The sequence below is a fragment of the Bifidobacterium sp. FKU genome, assembly GCF_026016385.1.
Lineage (GTDB): Bacteria > Actinomycetota > Actinomycetes > Actinomycetales > Bifidobacteriaceae > Bifidobacterium > Bifidobacterium infantis.
This window is the reverse complement of sequence record NZ_CP092888.1, coordinates 320034-336359: the sequence shown is the minus strand read 5'-3', so window position 1 is coordinate 336359 and position 16326 is coordinate 320034. Positions and strand designations below refer to the sequence as shown.

Below are 16326 nucleotides of genomic sequence, written 5' to 3'. Positions count from 1 at the left end.
CGTACTTGGCGACGTTATAAATCTTGGGGTTTGGTCGGTCTGCGATTTTCCCAGACCGGGGACCGGAAGCGGCGGGTTAGTCGCCCGTCACTCTTCCGGGAAGCTCAGGTTGATGTACACGGTGGAAAGAATCGCGAAGACGTAGGCTTGCAGGAAGGCGACGAACGCCTCGAAGCAGGTCATGGCGAAACCACCGGCGAACCACAGCGCACCCACCGGGATGCCCTGCAGCTTGTTGGCCGCGTCAACCATCCAGAACTGTGCGAACGCCAGGCAGGTGGCGACCATAAGGTGGCCGGAAACCATGTTGGCGAACAGACGGATGGTCAGAGAGGCCGGGCGGATGATCAACAACTCAAGCAGGTTGATCGGAGCCAGCAGGATGTAGACCGGCCACGGCACACCGGGGGTGAACAGCTCGTGGCGCAGATAGTGGCCGAGGCCCTGCGAGCGGACGGCGGCGACCCAGTACTGGACCAACGTCCAGACGGCGAACACGAGCGGCATTACCACCGTGGCGTTGGCCGCCATGTTCATACCAGGAATGATGCCGCACAGGTTGAAGATGAAAATCGTGAAGAACAGGGTGGTGATCATCGGCACGTAACGCTTGCCGCGGGCCTCACCCATCACGTCATACACGACCTTGTCGCGCACGAAGTCGAGACCGTACTCGACTACGCCCTGCCAACGGCCGGGGATGAGCTTGGCGCGCTTTGCGGTCACGCCGAGCACCACCAACAGCACGATGGTTGCCACGATACGAATCAGAATAATGCGGTTGATGGCAAACGGAGTTCCCTGGAACAGAATCTCCGGGGGAAGGAAGTCATCAACCGAGGGCAGATGAGCGCCTGCCTCGTCAGCCAACAGCAATCCTGCGCTGAGCGAACCGACCATATCACGCCTCCTGCTTCTTCAATGTCAGGTGTCAGTTTAAACCCACCGGGCAGGCAAATGTGACGTGCTCGTTACTTTCGTCTCCTCGGTGTGGAGTCTGCCGGGCGCGGACACGGAGTCTGCGCTGGCATTCGGCTCCGAATGACTGAAGAGTGATTATTTGCCTGCGTCTAGACAATGTCAATACTACACCGGCGCGTCTTCTGGAATCGGCGGCGGCGCAAGGTTATTCGGATGTTGCGCAAGCGTTGCGCGCTATTAGTCACAATACGAGGATGTGCGGCATTTGCGCTACCCTCTGATCACTCCATATCCGTCGTGGGCGAACGGCTCGAAATCATCCTGGCGCGGCCCGCCCGGCTCATGCCGAATCGAACGATCAGTACCGAGCTTCTTCTCAGCCCTGAGCTGCGGCACCTCGGTCAGGTCATACGGCGTGGTCTGGTACACCCAGTTGAGCCAGTTGCGCCACAGCAGATTGGCGTGGGCGCGCCAGGCGAACAACGGTTCCAGCTTCGAATCGTCATGCGGGAAGTAGTTCTTCGGGAAGGGCACGTTGGTCATGCCCTTGGCCATATCGCGCTCGTATTCCTCGGCGAGCGTGTACTTGCCGTACTCCCAATGGCCGAGCGCGAACACTTCGGAGAAGTCACGTGTGGCGATCAGGCCCGGGCCGGACTGTGGCCCCCAAGTCAAAATCTGAAGGTCATGGTTGGCACGTACCTCGTTTTCGTTCACGCCGGCGAGGCGGGAGTGCGGCTGCAGATTAATCTCGTCGAAACCATTGGTCAGGAAGCAGTATTCGTCCTGCAGGTACTGCGGGAATACGCCGAAAATCTTCTCGGGGTAATCCACCTTGTGGATGCCGTAGCGGTAGTACAGTGCGCCCATCGCACCCCAGCACAGGTACATGGTGGAGAACACATGGGTGGAGGCCCAGTCGAGAATCGTCTTGAACTCGTCCCAGTAGTCCACATCTTCGAACGGCATATGCTCTACAGGCGCGCCGGTGACCACAAAACCGTCATAGTAGTTGTCTTTGAGCGCATCGAGGTTTTCGTAGAACTTGACGAGATGATCGGCGGAAACGTGCGTGGCCTCATGCGTGGAGGTCTTCATGAAGTCGATTTCGACCTGCAGCGGCGATTTGGAGATCAGTCTCAGCAGCTGCGTTTCGGTTTCGATCTTCTTGGGCATCAGGTTCAGGATCACCAGTTTGAGAGGACGGACGCGCTGACGCTCCGCTTCGGGTTTCTCCAGAGCGAAGATGCGCTCCGAATCGAGGATGGCTCTGGCCGGCAGGCCGCTGGGGATCTTGATAGGCATGCTCCCATTATGTCAACATTCGGGATAACGGTTCAAGGCATCCGTCCGGCGGGCGGTTCACGGGACACCGGCGCGACACGGGGTGGAGCAGCTCGGTAGCTCGCTGGGCTCATGACCCAGAGGTTTTCACCTCGTCAATTCCATACTTTGCATAGCCCCTGACCATCCGGTCGGGGGTTCTTTCGCAACACAATCAGCACGAGGCGCTGCCAGTTGACGTCCCTCAGCCGCATCCGCACCCATGCCCGATTCAAGGCCCGGGAAGACGGTGTCAGCGAGCATACTCACCTCATGAACACCACAGGTATTGCAATGGTATTCGTTAAGTGTATGATAGGTATTCAGTAGGAGGTAGGACGTGGAATTCGAGTATGACCCGGCCAAAAGCGCGAAGAACCTCGCCAAGCACGGCATCGACTTCGAGCAGGCCCAACGCATGCGGGACGACGTCGTGCTTGAATTCGACGCCGACCCGCGCAGCGACGACGCCCGCTACCTTGAGCTCGGCGTCATCGACGGCAAGCACTGGACGGCCATCGTCACCTACCGGGGAGAACACAAGGACATCGTCCGCATCATCTCAGTGCGGCACTCACGCGACTACGAGGAGGACACCTATGAGCAGCACAAGGACGATTGAGACGGTCAAGGCCTCGGACATCGACGAGGCCTTCGAACGCGGCGACGACGTGCGCCGGTACTTCGACATGACGAAGCCCCGCGTCATCCGCCCCGCGAAGACCAAGACCCGCAAGGTCAATCTCACCCTGCCCGACTGGATGGTCGAAAGCCTCGACGCCGAAGCGGACGAGCTGGCGGTCAGCCGCAACGCCGTGGTCAACACATGGCTCGCCGAGAAGATCGCCGAACGCAGGAAGGAACAACGGCTTCTGACGGTCTGAAACGACGAAACCCCCGCCCAAGTCGCGGCATCCACGCCATGCGCATGGTCCGCGATCTTGGGCGGGGGTTGTTTGTCCGGGGCGCGAAATATTCCACCGAATCCACCGGGCGAAATATTTCGCATATCAGGCCGTGAGCTTGGCCGTGGACGTGGACGCGCCGATGAACGCGCCGACCAACAGGCCGAGCGCGTTGAGCACGGTCACCGTCAGGTCAGCGCCCGGCCAGCCGGCCGCCTGAGCCGTGCCCCATCCCATGGCCGACACGCCCGAGAATCTTGACACTCCTGATTAGTCGGGTATTGTTGAGCGAGCTGTCCAAATACAGGACGTGCCGACGCGGGGTGGAGCAGCTCGGTAGCTCGCTGGGCTCATAACCCAGAGGTCCATGGTTCAAATCCATGCCCCGCTACCAGTGAAAAGGCTAGGAATTATTTGATTCCTAGCCTTTTCTCGTATTCCAACATCCGTCTACACACCGTGAATCTGGACAAATTCTGGACAAATCCGCCAAGCAGTACCAACATGAATCAACAAATTCACGAACCATCACGGATTGCATGGTACCGCTTCCAGTCCTCTGGAGAGGCGTCTACAAGGGGTCCCGGACCATCGTTGACTTTGAGGATAAGGTCAATACGGTAGGAATATTTGTAAGGCTTGCCGTCTTCCGAGAAGGTCTCACGATATCTAGTTTCTAAGTCGGACGGAATTTCAGTTCCATCATTGAGCAAATCAAAATGAAGCTGCCGCATTCCGAGAACCTCTTGCTCGAAGTAGTCGAACTTGTTCGCATAAATCTGTTTTGGTGACACACCATATTCATTGGGCTCGTCAGACAATTCCCAATCTACCCAATGCTCCGCCATCCGCCGAACATTTTCCACAACATTCCGAAGCCTGTCGATTTCTTCGGTATCGGACGCCCCCACCCAATATTTCTGTACGGCCCGGCGAAACGAGTCACTCATACTTACATCATTTTCAGGATCAAGAATGAACGACCGTAAGGCGTTCTCACAATATCCAGCTGCTTCTTCCCCCGACATGCCGCCGTTTATCTTGTTCCAATTTGCGAATACGCCACTTCCTCGCTTCCAAATCCACCCCATCTTCTTCATCGCCGATACTGCCGTAACAAAGTCCGGAGCAATCGGATCATACGTACATTGGTCACCCACGATTGTCACCGAACAGATCCAACCGGTCGGAAGCACTCGCCATTTCTTGTCATGCATGACATCACGAGCCATCTCCGAAAGTGGTTTATTGACATTCACCGTCATGAGGGAACCCTGTATTGCTTGTGCATCCGCAACAGCCAGTTCGCTCTCTTCAGACGCGCCACGGTTTTCGGACTCGATAGCCCATAGATCTTGTTGCAGTTGGCAGAGCGGTAGGTAACGCTTCAATTTCGGTAATGGATGCTCTCGACTGGTAAGAATCCGGAGCACTTCCTCACCGCTGAGTTTTGACCGTCCGGAGAAAAGGTTCTTCGTTCGATTAAGGCTAAAACCTAGACTCGCACCCAGCTCTTTCTGACTCAAGCCCTCCGACATAGCCAACGTTTTCAAGGCACGAATCAGATTATCGCAGTCAATTTTCATATTTTTATCAGATCCTTAGAAACGCCGGGATTCCAACGAAAAACAATCCTCTTCAATACTGTTTAGTGTAAATTTTACACCTCAATAAAAACAAGTTTTCGGATACGCGATTGGATGGAACCATCGACGAAACCCAGAAAGGAGGTGGGCAACATGGCAGACGAACAGACACCACGGCTGCACGCGGAAATCGTGCAGGGTATCAGCAAAGCCGGTAACCGCTACGAGTGCATCGAAGTCCTGCTCGACGGAATGTCGATCGGCAGAATCTTCCCCAGCAAGCTCGAAATGGCCATGATCAAGCAGACCCTCGGCATCTGACATATAGCGCTGGAGGACGTTGTCGGACGCCCTCCAGCCACATCCACAATCCAAACCCTTAAGTCCACAAGGAGGACAAATGGACGCACTCATCACCTTAGTACATCAACATCCGGCTGCCATTCTTGCAATCGCTTGCGCTATTGCAGTTATCGGGGTCGCAGCATACGTGGTATTCGCTCTACGCAATAGTCTCATGGCATCCGCACTATCTGCTAAGCCGATGTCCCTCACGAAAGAACAGATCAAATGCTGCTCCGTGGAATGGCGCTGGAACCCCTCACGAATCACTTTCACAATTCCAGCCGCTTACACGAGCGACGAGGGAATCAACAAGTGGGCGGACGAAGTAGCTCCACGATTGGGAATGAGATTCCAGCCTACCGAGGTCCGGATCATTCCACGCAGGCTCTTCCGATCAGCGCAATACAAGGTCACCTTCGCAAAACTGAAGGAGCTCCGATAATGCTTCTTAAGAAACAAAATGCCGTTCAACGGTATGAGCTAGGTGCAGAGGTATCGAGGCCAAAGCAAATGGCCTCGATACCCCGCACCGCCCACCTCGCCATCATCGGTGAATCCAATTCCGGCAAGGGCAGCGTCATCGCAAACATCATCAGGCAAGAAGTGGAGGCTGGCGGGGAAGTCTGGTTCATTGATTTGAAGTCCGGCATGGAGGCCGAAAACTACGCCGCCGTGCTCGATAACAAGGCTTACTCCTTGCAAGAAGCGAAAGATCTTCTCTCCGCTTTCAACATGGACGTGGACACACGAGCCGAACGTTGGCGTGGGCAAGTCCGCACCGTCGATGATCAGCATGAGCGGCACCGCCTGCTCGTCATTGATGAGGCCGCCGATCTCATCCGTTCCGGTTCTGATAAGAAGACTTCGGACGCGTGCGTGGAGTCCATTAGATCGGCACTGTCTCGGTCTAGAGCATTGAACTGTACCGTGGTCGTGTCCACGCAGAACCCGCGCGTGAGCACCAGTCTCCCCTATCGCAGTCTGCTGCTTACCACGTTAGCGTTGCGTCTGAATTCCAAGAGCGAGGCTGTGATGGCCCTTGGCGAGGACGCCGTGCAGCGTGGTGCCCGCCCATGGCAGATCAGTTTCAACCGTCCCGGTGATGGCTATTTGTGGGATAGCGAGTCCAATACCGTGCGGTATATCCATGTGCCGTTCATGACGGATCAGGACATCCACTCACTGCGACGCCCCGGCACTGACGACGAAGCGGGCGAAGCGACAGCGGGAGCCCGTTCACACCCGACAAACAAGTTGTGGGGGCTACTACGACGCCCCCGCAAGGGATGAGAGATGAGGGACATGACTCATCAGAGAAAAGCTACGAACGAAAAAGGCAGGTACTGGGCTGGCCTAATCTATCCCGATAGTTGTCCCGACGATTGGAAAGACCGAATGAAGATCAGCGGTCTGGAAATCCTTGTTTCTCCCGTACACGATCAGGACATTGCCGACATCACCACTGGCGAACTGAAGAAGCCACACCGCCATGTAATCGCAATGTGGGCCAACACGACCACACGCCAGAACGCCGAGCGTTTCTTTGAGCAATTCGGCGGCCCAAAGATGATCCTGCGATTGGAGAATCCCCGTGGCATGGCTCGATACCTGATCCACATGGATGATCCGGATAAGGCTCCATACAGTCCCGAAGACGTGCTCGAGTTCAACGGTGCGGACTGGAAAAAAATCGCACTGGTTGAAGGCAATCAATCCGACGCCATGTCCATTGTCAAACTGGTGGAGGAAGAGCGCATTCACGGATATTTCGATCTTCTGAAGGCCTGTGAGGCTGACCACCCCGACCTTCTCGAATTCGCGACTAAACAAGTCACTTTCTGTCGAGAAGTCATTTGGAGCTACTGGAATTCGTATTTCGCTTTGCCGAAGGAGGAACGTCATGGAAAAGCCTGAACCAGACACTCAGCTCCAGTTCCTCGATGTCGCAGCTCTCCAAAGCATGTTCAAAGTTGGCCGTTCCAAAGCTCGTCTAATGATGGACGCGCTGCCATCAATCCGAGTGGGAAACAAGGACTACATCAGTCAGAAGGCCCTGAACGGCTACCTCACCGCCAATGGCGGCATTCCCATCAGCTGGCCCAAGCGCCGCCGATAAAACTTCGGCCCGGTTTTCTTCTAAGGCAAATAGCCAGAAGGAGGCCGGGCCTTTCTGCGCACGACGACGGGACCGGTTATTCTTAACCACATGAGTGAAACCATCGCCGAAATACGCAACAAAGCCGCCACTCTGCTTTCTCCAGAACAGCAGCAGCAATGGGAACAGTTTCTTACTCCCATGCCAGTTGCCGAACAAGCCACGAGTCTCTTCACTCACTCTGATAAGCCCGTTCACATACTCGATCTTGGTTCCGGCACCGGCATCTTAGGAGCGGTGACTGCACGTCAAGCAGCCCCCGGCAGCAGCGTCTTAGCCATTGAACAGGACGACAAGCTCGCCTCTGCTTCCGAGCTCTCTCTCGCCCAAGTTTGCGATAGGACAAAGGTCATCCATTAATTTTGGAATATCTAATATTCCTGCTTTATCATTGATTGCCAAGTCAAGCCGTTTCATCTTACCACCTGCCGTTAAACAATCAAGCATAAAGTCATACCATGAGCGTTCCTGTGCCAATAGATAACTTTCCATTTGCCGACACCCTCTGCCTTTTAGTTCTAATAAAACACCTAAATGCTCTTGCATGGAACACATGATGTTGATGTCGCCTAAAACATATTTGCTTTCATATCCGTACTTGCCAAAATCTTCATAAAGCATATAATCAGATTTTAATTGCAACACATCACGAATAATCTTTAATGCGTCCGTAGTAGGAAAGCGGACACGAAAGTAATCAATCAATAAGAATAATGGTTCTTGCGGATTAAAACGCTCAATCTGTTTTTGCATTGTTTGTTTTAGTTCATCAGAGGGAACAACACTACCGTTCTCTATTTGATTAAAATATGTACGACTGATACCACAGGCAACGGCAAATCTTCTTTGAGATACCCCATATTCATTCCGTTTATGTTTTAATTCTTCAATAAAATTTTTATCATTCATTCTTTAATTCCTCCAATCAAAAAAACAACTACCATTTACTGATAATTGCCTCTACTTAAATTTTTCCTAAAAGAAAAAGACAATCAATTCCTTATTTGAAATCAACTGTCTTTCCTATGCCTTATTCAATTTTTATGTGTTAAATGAGTGCTTTTTTAGTTAACACCTTGTCATAAGCGGTTTTACCTTATAAATACAGCGTTTTCCGCTTAGTAGTGTATATTGTTTCTTGTTTTTTGTGCCCCCCTTGTTAGATAACGGGGGCTTTCTAAGGCTCGCTGCGCTCGCCAAACCGCCGAAGTGAACCGCCCGCTCGCCAGCAAGCTGGCGTGGCGCTATGTCTTACGACTGCCACCGCTGGCGGATCACTCCGTCGGTTTGCGAGATTTGGAGCGTATCTCCCAAACAAACTGGGATTTGTATTATTCGTGTGTAAATCTTAATAAATAACCATCTGGATCTTGCACTAAAAACTCTTTTTGTTCAATAAGTTCTCCATTAGATTCGTATTTATTCAACATCATTTCTCTAAACAACGGATATTGAGAGCGAATAAGCTGTTGATATACTTTATCAATATCATTTACTTCAATAGAAAAATTAACTCCTCTACCAAAAGGATATGCCATTTCAGCAACATTCCAGCCATCATCTCGTAATTCTTCAAACATAAACTGTGAATCTTCAAATGATAGAAACATGAACTTATCTTCTACTCGTTCATATTCAATTTTAAATTGTAATATATTAAGGTAAAATTCCCTCGTTCTTTTTATATCTTTAACTGTTAATTCTGGTATTAGTTTGTTAAATTCCATTCTATCATCTCCACAAATTCTAATTTATCGCATACAAGCATTGACAAATTTCATAGGTACGTCCATGCGTTCCGCTACTTGTTCCGGCGTCATTCCACTGTTTAAGAAACGCTTGCATACTATTTTCATATTCTCTCCAACTTCGATAATATGTTTATCTGGGTCATAAAAACGAACAACACGCTGTCCCCATGAATGTTCTACAATAGGGTGGACATATTCAACATCACATTCTTTCAGCTTATCCGCAAATTCATCAAAATTATCTTCTTCAAAATAAATTTCAAAGTTATTGCCACCAAAAGAAATATCGCTTTTCCCAATAAAGTCTTTATATGTTTCAACTGTCTGCAAAGCCAAACCGCCAGTTAAAGTTTTATTTGCTCCGAAATCCATAATCACATGAAGCCCAAAAACCTTTTTATAAAACTCAACTGATTTCTCTATATCTGTTACCACCAGCATAGGATTTTTCATTTTCATTTCCGTTACCTCCATAACTTTCAATTTTGCCTTTATCTGCATTAAATCATGCTGTTATAAGCGTTGTCATTTCTTTTCTGCTTTTGAAAAACTACTTATTAGCCTATATTTTGTAAAGGGTGCTGTTCAGCATTGCTTACGCAACAAGCCCTTGACAAACCATAGACTAATAAGTTTTAGAGTAATCAAGCAGAAATGAAATAGTCTGCTGTTACACTGCATAGAAAAAGACACTCTTTTTCAAATGTTATTTTTTCATAACTCTGTATTTCTTTGCATAAGTCGTTACATCAGGCTCTTTCATTTGTTGTAATTTCGTTGTAATTTTCCTTATTTTCTTTTTGGTTTTTTGCTGATAGATACTGTATTTACGCGGCTTTTCTCAATTTAGTATCTGTTTTTCATGGACAAAAGCCAGCTGATTGCTGATGCCATTGACACATTGCGCGAACTTGGAGTTGGCAAGGACCAACAAAATGAGCGTAGCGCAATGACATTGCTCGCCTTACTTCAGCTCAAGCCCGGAGACAACTGGCAGCAGGCTACCAATCCCATGTTGGGAACCCGCGCCATCATGGATTGGATTAGAGACTACTATGAAGTGGACTACAAACCAAATACCCGTGAAACCATCCGCAGGTTTACGCTCCATCAATTCGTAATCGCCGAATTAGTGGAGGAGAATGCCGATCGACCCGATCGCCCAATCAATTCTCCAAAATGGAACTACCGTATAACAAATGACACGTTGAATATGCTGCTGCATCGCGGCGAGTCCGAGTTCGAATTGATTCTCAAGAGATTCCTCGAGCAGCATGAATCCTATCAATCTCTTGCAGAGGAACGGAAGAATATGCCAAAAACACCTGTGATTCTTCCTTCAGGTGCTGCCCTGAGTCTATCTCCAAGTGGTCAGTCTCTTCTGATTAAAGCAATGGTGGAGGAAATGCTGCCACGCTTTGCTCCCGGATGCCAAGTCGCTTATATCGACGATACTGACCATAAGCATGGTGCCGTAGACCCCGCATTGTTGGATGAACTTGGAATCAGTCTTAAGGCTCGCGAGAAGGTGCCAGACGTCATCGCTTGGGATGCAAAACGTGGCTGGCTATTTCTCATGGAAGCTGCAAGTACTCACGGCCCGGTTGACGTGACCAGAAAGAATGAACTGCACGAACTGTTCTCCGAGCAGTGGGACAAAATCGTATTGGTCTCATGCTTTCCTGATCGCAAGACCATGCAAAAATACCTCGCCCTACTAGCATGGGAAACCGAAGCATGGTGCGCCGACACACCAGATCATATGATGCACTTCAACGGATCCCGTTTCATGGGACCATACGGAGAATAGGCCACTAACATTAGCTGCGAAGCAGCTCTCCCATAAAGTCAGCTGCCTTGCGGTCGTTTTCTCCTACCTCCTCAGCATAGATATTCAACGTCGTGTTCAGGCTCTCGTGTCCAAGACGAGCCTGAACCGTTTTAGGATCCACGCCTCCAGCAACGAGTAGTGTGGCCTGAGCATGACGAAGCGCATGGAAATTAGGACCGACGTAGCCAGTCTGTTTCGCCCTTTCGACTCCGCGCTTATCAACGTACCGAGTCTCATTGGTATAGTGCGCCAGACCTTCTTTGACGTAAAACTTTCGACGCCAACGGCTGAAGTTGTCGGGGTCCAAGAATCCGCATAATTCGTTGCTGCATACTGGTGAATCATCTTGCTGTTCAACACCTGCGGCGCGGAATAGATTATGTTGGCGAGTTTTCCACTGCTTCAGAAATTCAACTGTCTGCCTGTCGATGGAAATGGTGCGTCGAGACTTGGCGGTCTTGGGATCCTTCAGAATCTTCTCCTTGCCGAGCTGCTTACGAATGCGCAATCGCGCGTTGTCTAGGTCCACGTCTTCCCACACCAGCGCCAGTGCTTCGCCACGGCGAAGACCCGTGGCCACGCCCAACCAGACCGCTACAATTCGCCCGTCTTGAGGTTCCTGCCGTATCTTGTGAACGAATGCGAGTGCCTGTTCCTTTGTGATTCGTGTTTCCCTGCGCTTCTGTTGGCTCACCTTTGGGCGCCTGACGCCTTCCACCGCATCACATGGGTTGCGGTTAATCAGCTCATCCAAGAAAGCCTTGCGCATGATCTGGGATAATTTCATATGGACCTTGTGAATGGCATCTGGCGAAGCTCCATCCTGTTCCGACATGCGTAAATAGGCGTTCTCGATCTGCTGCGAGGTAAGGTCGATTACTCTTGTCTCTCCAAGATATTTCTTGATGTGGTCAATCTCATGTTGGTCCCGCTCAATGGTGAGCACGGAAACCGTGCCGAGAGCCTTGCGGTTGGATTGGAACATGTCAGCGTATTCCGCCACCGTCACGTTCTTGCCGGAACGCTCATCCTCGAGTTCTTGTTTGTAGGCAACCATCGCTGCCGTGGCCTCGGCTTTGTTCCCGTAGACCTTACGCGACTTTGACCAATGCCAAGACTTATGTTCATTGTCTGGAGCGAGACGGACGCGAATCGAATACTTCCGTCCTCGCTCCAGTTCGGTGATCTGTCCGGACGTTTCCCGCTTCGTCATATCAGCTACTCCTTCAACAGTTGGTTATATGCTACCAGATTTGGACAAATCTGGACACAAATAATCTGGACAAAAGTTGGACAAACTCGCCAATCACAACCAATATGAAACAAACAAAACGCCGTATTTCGAACCATTGTCGCACTATACAATAGACAATAACAAACTAGAACAATATAAGAAAACGTGGGCTCATAACCCAGAGGTCCATGGTTCAAATCCATGCCCCGCTACCAATAACGCAAGAGGTCGCCAGCCAACAAGGCTGGCGGCCTCTTGCGTTCCATGGTACAAAGGAATCAAGGGAACTCCCGCACCCTTGCAGTCACATTCAATGTCTCTGAACCCTTGTGAGACAAGGGCTCAGAGACGATCGGACACCCGTATTGGCCGTTAGTCCGTGGTGAGATTTTGAGTCAGTGCGTCATTTCAGCGACAACTCGATGATCTCGTACCCGTCGATCTTGGGAATGTTCAGATCAACATACCCGTCGGCCACGGTGTAGTCCCGTTCGGAGATCACCTCGCCCTGACGGATCGCATGGACCGACTCGATCTCGGCGTCGCCCGCGTACACGCGCACGCGCTGGTCGAACAGCGGAACCTTCTCGTCGATCGTGTACAGGTTGGCGGCCGACTTCTTGCAGGGATAATACAGGCAATGCAGCATCAACGAATTGCGCGAACCCGAACGGCGCAGCTGCACCTCCAGCCCGCTGACCGTATGCCCGTCATCCTTGCGCACCAGCTGCCTCGGCATCAGCAGATCGAGGACGTCGGCGAAGACCGCCTTGACCCACGACGGGGCGAAATCCTTGTAGATGCGGAACAACGGGTGGGAGAAATAGACGACGTCGCCGTACCGCGTGAAGTCCATGCCCGGATCGATGATGTCGAACTGGCATCCCAGTTCCGTGAGCATCCGGTTGGCGCCGATCAACGAATCGGACAGCGCGCTGTCCATGTTCCATTCGCGTTCCGGCGTCATGACCGCCATGTCCGCCATCGTGTCGGTATCCAGCGTGTACGGTTCGAGGGCCTCCACCTAGGAGTAGACCCGTCCGATCAGATCGTAGGTGGCGTCGGACAACCCGCCTCTCGGATGGAGCTGGTCCCCGATGGAGCAGCCGGCGCCCATCGTCAGCATCTGGAAGCACTCGTATTCCATCGCGTCCTCGTTCTTCAACGAATGGAAATCACCCCAATACGTATGATTGTTTCCTATTAGGAACGCTGTAAGTACAAGGCTTTTCGGAGTGTCTAGTTCGAGCGGATGGTTGACGCATGTCCTGGGGCATGGCTGACAGGTGTTCCGGGGCATGGTTGACAACGATGGGGTTGGCGGCCGTTGTGGCGTCATGGATGCACGGCGGCGGTCCGGCACGGCCGGCGACAATCAGACCACGTCCTGAGCGCAACGCGGCGAGCACCCGCGCGACAAGGCCGTCGCCGCCGACCCGGAGACCGGCGAGATCCTCGCCGGCCAGACGCTCGACGCCACCCGCGAACATCGATACCGCAAGCCGGCGAACGATGTCAACGATGCCCCACGACAGATGTGAAGCATGCCTCAGGATACCCGTCAACTATGTCCCAAGACATCACAGCCGAAGTATGTAACCTGCCGCCACAAATGGCGGCTTTTTTCATGGCCGGGAATATCCCGGAGAAAAGGAGGTTCTATGCAGTTTTTCACTTCCGCTATTGATACTTCGCAGACTCTTGTTGTAGCCCTCGGCGCTGGACTTGGCGTGTGGGGCGTTGTCAATCCGCTGGAGGGCTATGGATCGGACAACCCAGGTTCCAATGCTCATGTGCGATAAAGTAACACACTAAAATCTGATAGGCAGCTATCCCTCTATTCCGAAAAATATAAGGGAAAATTCATAGAGAAGTTAATATTTATGCGATAAAATAAAACCAGAAACTAAAAGACAAATAAGGATTCTGGGAGGAGAAAATATTGGACTGTCATATTAAGTCACTATATCTATGCGTTAAGAACATGGAGAGAGCAATCCGTTTTTATGAGAATTTCTTCGAAAAAGAAGTGACTATAAAAAACGAAATTTATAGTGTTTTTGATATAAACGGATTTCGTTTTGGTTTATTTGCTTTTGAAAAAATGAATGAAAATCACAGCTTTGGGAGTAATTGCTTACCCAGTATTGATGTTGCAGATTTAGAAATTCTTAAAAATAAAATTAAAGATTTAGAACTATGTTTTCCGTTGACGCAAATAAACACTAATTGGGTAGTAGAGTTTATTGATTCAGAGGGGAATCATATTGAATTGACAGCCCCTGTTTGATAATTTCCAGTTTGTCGAACGGTTAGCAAAACCAGTCGAGCCAGTCAACGGTCAAGATAAACGGCTCTGCGAGCCGCCGTTGACAGTCTCGCCTGTTTTCGCTTATGGGTAGTCAAGGGGCGACAGCAAAAAGTGCTGCCGTCTCTCTCTATCATACAAAAACTTTTAAACCAAGTACCACCCTTTTAGGAGGAAGGGGAGGGAATTTCCACGACCGATACAGAAGCATACCGGGAATATATCGAGTATACGTTCAACGCCTACTGTAAGATTGTCATACGCCATGCAGCAATTGACGCAGGACGGCAAAGGTGCAAAAGACGGGAAAAGAAATATTCCTTGAATATTTCATTGATGAAAAGCACTATCCTTTAAGCACAGATGATGAATATTTTCCCTCCCCGGAACCGGACACGGAATATCCCGTCACAATCTGCGGGCAGACAGTAACCTTTTGTAACGCTTCCCTTGTTGCTGCCATGTTCCGGTTGCCAGAGAAGAAACGGGAAATGATTTACCTGTATTTTTTAAGAAGTACACACATGAAGAAATCGGCAGACATTACGGACGATCCAGAACCACAGCAGGCTACCATATCCGGCGTACCCTGCGGCAGCTACAACGGGAAATGGAGGGAATTGCCTATGAGAAATGACGGGCTTCTCCCCTATGTTTACACTAGTTGGGTTTTTGGCCGCGTTTTTTCAGGTAGATGGCGATGAGGATGAGCCGGGGGCCGGCGAGAAAGGCCTCGTCGAGCCCGTCGTGGCGGGTGGCGGCCTTGCTGTAGTGCTTCATGCGGTTGAAGACGCGTTCGACCATGTTTCCGACCCTTGCACGCCTCCCTGTCGCGATCCCATGGGGCCGCACAGTTCCCCTTGGGCGGCGCGGCCGAAGCCATGCCCGAGGACCGGCTCAGGGCCGCCGTGCAAGCCACCGCGCTGACCGCATGAACGGCAAAGACCATCGGCGAGCGTTGTCTTGATAGATGATGATAGCTCCATATTTACCTTAGACTGCATTAGATTGGTTTAGATTTATACAAAATAAGAGATTCAAATACTTCCCTCTATCCAATCAGTTACAATTTTTCTATCAGAATCACTCATAAATGAATGTTCGCTTTCTTTTGATATGTATAATTGGCAATTAAATTTCATTGAAAAATGACGAACAATTTCTATTGATTGCAATATATCTTTGCTGCCATACATAATAGCTGTTGGTATATCCCAGTGTTGAACAGGATTCTCTTTTACATATTGGTAGTATTTCCATGATAAAGTTTCAATCGGTGTTTCGATTTTTTGTCTTTCCTTTAATTCATTCTCGCTTACATCAAACCATGAAAACATATTATGTATTAAATAATCCATATCTAGTATCGGCGAAAGAAAAAGACATTTTTCAATATTTCTGCTCTTATAAGCGTGCAGACTGAAATATGCGCCTATGCTGCAAGCATATAAATAAATTTTATCCCAGTTACGTTGAACATATTTCCAGATACATTCTAAGTCATGTATTCCATTCCATATATTGCACTCATTATCTTTATTTTTTCTCTCACCATGAGATGGTAAATCAAAACTAATAGTTTGATAACCTTTTCTTTCAGCAATATTGGCGAAAAAAAGAGCTTCTTCTTTGTTCCCGTTTTTTCCATGAACATAGATATATATTTTCTCTGATTCTTTGCCCCAAACGACAGTTGGTATAGAATCAATCAAAATTAAATTTCTTTCCATATAGCATCTCCTTGGAAATAGTATTATTGCAAAAGTAAGCACTACAATATAATGTTATTTATGGTGTCGTCGAACACTTCGCGCCGATATTTCACGACGAGTATGAGATGATAATGCATGAGGAACACCGAATGATGATTCGATTCGAGTTTCACAGCAAACACCTCGCTTCCGATAGGTACGACTGAATGCCGGTATAGCATAAAAGGAAAGCCGATTCATCCCCCGCCCACGCTT

At 50.0% G+C, this 16326-nt stretch carries 20 protein-coding genes, 1 tRNA gene and 4 pseudogenes; 12 read left to right on the top strand and 13 right to left on the bottom strand.

Translation table 11 applies throughout. The features are described from left to right. Positions 1-87: 87 nt before the first annotated feature. Entirely contained in the window at positions 88-900 is an 813-nt protein-coding gene (gene atpB, locus MMB48_RS01525) for a F0F1 ATP synthase subunit A (RefSeq protein WP_032744573.1), read from the bottom strand. Between the two features lie 291 nt (positions 901-1191). After that, complete coding sequence (locus MMB48_RS01520; RefSeq protein WP_032744572.1) at positions 1192-2226, bottom strand: homoserine O-succinyltransferase; 1035 nt, start codon at positions 2224-2226, stop codon at positions 1192-1194. A 358-nt stretch (positions 2227-2584) separates the two neighbouring features. Here MMB48_RS01520 and MMB48_RS01515 point away from each other — a divergent pair, with 358 nt between their 5' ends. Then, positions 2585-2866, top strand: a complete 282-nt coding sequence (locus MMB48_RS01515) for a BrnT family toxin (RefSeq protein ID WP_032744570.1) — start codon at positions 2585-2587, stop codon at positions 2864-2866. Further along, complete coding sequence (gene brnA, locus MMB48_RS01510) at positions 2844-3128, top strand: type II toxin-antitoxin system BrnA family antitoxin (RefSeq protein WP_032744569.1); 285 nt, start codon at positions 2844-2846, stop codon at positions 3126-3128. The genes MMB48_RS01515 and brnA overlap by 23 nt, the downstream gene beginning before the upstream one ends. A gap of 126 nt (positions 3129-3254) precedes the next feature. On the opposite strand, the gene MMB48_RS01505 is transcribed toward brnA, so the two are convergent. Then, the gene (locus tag MMB48_RS01505; RefSeq protein WP_234884538.1) at positions 3255-3413 is read right to left on the bottom strand and encodes a hypothetical protein; all 159 of its coding nucleotides are present in this window, start codon (positions 3411-3413) and stop codon (positions 3255-3257) included. A 53-nt stretch (positions 3414-3466) separates the two neighbouring features. On the opposite strand from MMB48_RS01505, the gene MMB48_RS01500 reads away from it, so the two are divergent. Beyond that, positions 3467-3543, top strand: a tRNA-Met gene (locus MMB48_RS01500). A gap of 124 nt (positions 3544-3667) precedes the next feature. Here MMB48_RS01500 and MMB48_RS01495 read toward each other — a convergent pair. After that, positions 3668-4735, bottom strand: coding sequence for a helix-turn-helix domain-containing protein (locus tag MMB48_RS01495; protein WP_032744568.1), 1068 nt, complete (start codon positions 4733-4735; stop codon positions 3668-3670). Between the two features lie 153 nt (positions 4736-4888). Here MMB48_RS01495 and MMB48_RS01490 point away from each other — a divergent pair, with 153 nt between their 5' ends. The 5 genes from MMB48_RS01490 (at position 4889) to MMB48_RS01470 (ending at position 7595) form a co-directional block, all read left to right on the top strand. Then, positions 4889-5056 (top strand): hypothetical protein, encoded by a 168-nt coding sequence (locus tag MMB48_RS01490; protein WP_012576732.1) that lies wholly within the window; start codon positions 4889-4891, stop codon positions 5054-5056. A 534-nt stretch (positions 5057-5590) separates the two neighbouring features. Then, entirely contained in the window at positions 5591-6370 is a 780-nt protein-coding gene (locus MMB48_RS01485; protein ID WP_230581255.1) for a type IV secretory system conjugative DNA transfer family protein, read from the top strand. A 3-nt stretch (positions 6371-6373) separates the two neighbouring features. Next, complete coding sequence (locus MMB48_RS01480) at positions 6374-6994, top strand: Rep family protein (protein WP_080714830.1); 621 nt, start codon at positions 6374-6376, stop codon at positions 6992-6994. Next, on the top strand, positions 6981-7196 hold the full coding sequence (locus tag MMB48_RS01475; protein WP_032744566.1) for a hypothetical protein: 216 nt from the start codon (positions 6981-6983) through the stop codon (positions 7194-7196). Before MMB48_RS01480 ends, MMB48_RS01475 begins: the two co-directional genes overlap by 14 nt. A gap of 90 nt (positions 7197-7286) precedes the next feature. Beyond that, positions 7287-7595 (top strand): hypothetical protein, encoded by a 309-nt coding sequence (locus MMB48_RS01470; protein ID WP_041981656.1) that lies wholly within the window; start codon positions 7287-7289, stop codon positions 7593-7595. On the opposite strand, the pseudogene MMB48_RS01465 reads toward MMB48_RS01470, so the two are convergent. The 3 genes and pseudogenes from MMB48_RS01465 to MMB48_RS01455 all read right to left on the bottom strand — a co-directional run. Further along, positions 7587-8144, bottom strand: a pseudogene (locus MMB48_RS01465) (helix-turn-helix domain-containing protein); the annotation flags it as partial. The gene MMB48_RS01470 and the pseudogene MMB48_RS01465 sit on opposite strands and share 9 nt — an antisense overlap. A gap of 422 nt (positions 8145-8566) precedes the next feature. After that, positions 8567-8962, bottom strand: a complete 396-nt coding sequence (locus MMB48_RS01460) for a bleomycin resistance protein (RefSeq protein WP_012576726.1) — start codon at positions 8960-8962, stop codon at positions 8567-8569. A 24-nt stretch (positions 8963-8986) separates the two neighbouring features. Next, entirely contained in the window at positions 8987-9460 is a 474-nt protein-coding gene (locus MMB48_RS01455) for a VOC family protein (protein WP_230581253.1), read from the bottom strand. Between the two features lie 388 nt (positions 9461-9848). On the opposite strand from MMB48_RS01455, the gene MMB48_RS01450 reads away from it, so the two are divergent. Beyond that, the gene (locus MMB48_RS01450; RefSeq protein WP_032744565.1) at positions 9849-10796 is read left to right on the top strand and encodes a BsuBI/PstI family type II restriction endonuclease; all 948 of its coding nucleotides are present in this window, start codon (positions 9849-9851) and stop codon (positions 10794-10796) included. Positions 10797-10806: 10 nt separating this feature from the next. Here MMB48_RS01450 and MMB48_RS01445 read toward each other — a convergent pair whose 3' ends face one another. From MMB48_RS01445 to MMB48_RS01435, 3 genes are all read right to left on the bottom strand, one after another. Further along, on the bottom strand, positions 10807-12030 hold the full coding sequence (locus tag MMB48_RS01445) for a tyrosine-type recombinase/integrase (RefSeq protein WP_032744564.1): 1224 nt from the start codon (positions 12028-12030) through the stop codon (positions 10807-10809). 424 nt (positions 12031-12454) lie between these two features. Next, entirely contained in the window at positions 12455-13075 is a 621-nt protein-coding gene (locus MMB48_RS01440; RefSeq protein WP_234884537.1) for a hypothetical protein, read from the bottom strand. Further along, positions 13076-13216, bottom strand: coding sequence for a hypothetical protein (locus tag MMB48_RS01435; protein ID WP_230581251.1), 141 nt, complete (start codon positions 13214-13216; stop codon positions 13076-13078). A 496-nt stretch (positions 13217-13712) separates the two neighbouring features. Here MMB48_RS01435 and MMB48_RS01430 point away from each other — a divergent pair. The 3 genes and pseudogenes from MMB48_RS01430 to MMB48_RS11650 form a co-directional block, all read left to right on the top strand. Continuing rightward, positions 13713-13841 (top strand): annotated as a pseudogene (locus MMB48_RS01430) (Maff2 family mobile element protein); the annotation flags it as partial. Between the two features lie 194 nt (positions 13842-14035). Further along, the gene (locus MMB48_RS01425; protein ID WP_230581250.1) at positions 14036-14341 is read left to right on the top strand and encodes a VOC family protein; all 306 of its coding nucleotides are present in this window, start codon (positions 14036-14038) and stop codon (positions 14339-14341) included. 204 nt (positions 14342-14545) lie between these two features. Next, positions 14546-14996 (top strand): annotated as a pseudogene (locus tag MMB48_RS11650) (RNA polymerase sigma factor). 23 nt (positions 14997-15019) lie between these two features. Here MMB48_RS11650 and MMB48_RS01420 read toward each other — a convergent pair. The 3 genes and pseudogenes from MMB48_RS01420 to MMB48_RS01410 all read right to left on the bottom strand — a co-directional run. Then, the gene (locus tag MMB48_RS01420) at positions 15020-15163 is read right to left on the bottom strand and encodes a hypothetical protein (protein ID WP_168928627.1); all 144 of its coding nucleotides are present in this window, start codon (positions 15161-15163) and stop codon (positions 15020-15022) included. A gap of 233 nt (positions 15164-15396) precedes the next feature. Next, positions 15397-16089, bottom strand: coding sequence for an alpha/beta hydrolase (locus tag MMB48_RS01415; RefSeq protein ID WP_080714827.1), 693 nt, complete (start codon positions 16087-16089; stop codon positions 15397-15399). Positions 16090-16142: 53 nt separating this feature from the next. After that, positions 16143-16244: pseudogene (locus tag MMB48_RS01410) on the bottom strand (transposase); the annotation flags it as partial. Between the last annotated feature and the right edge of the window lie 82 nt (positions 16245-16326).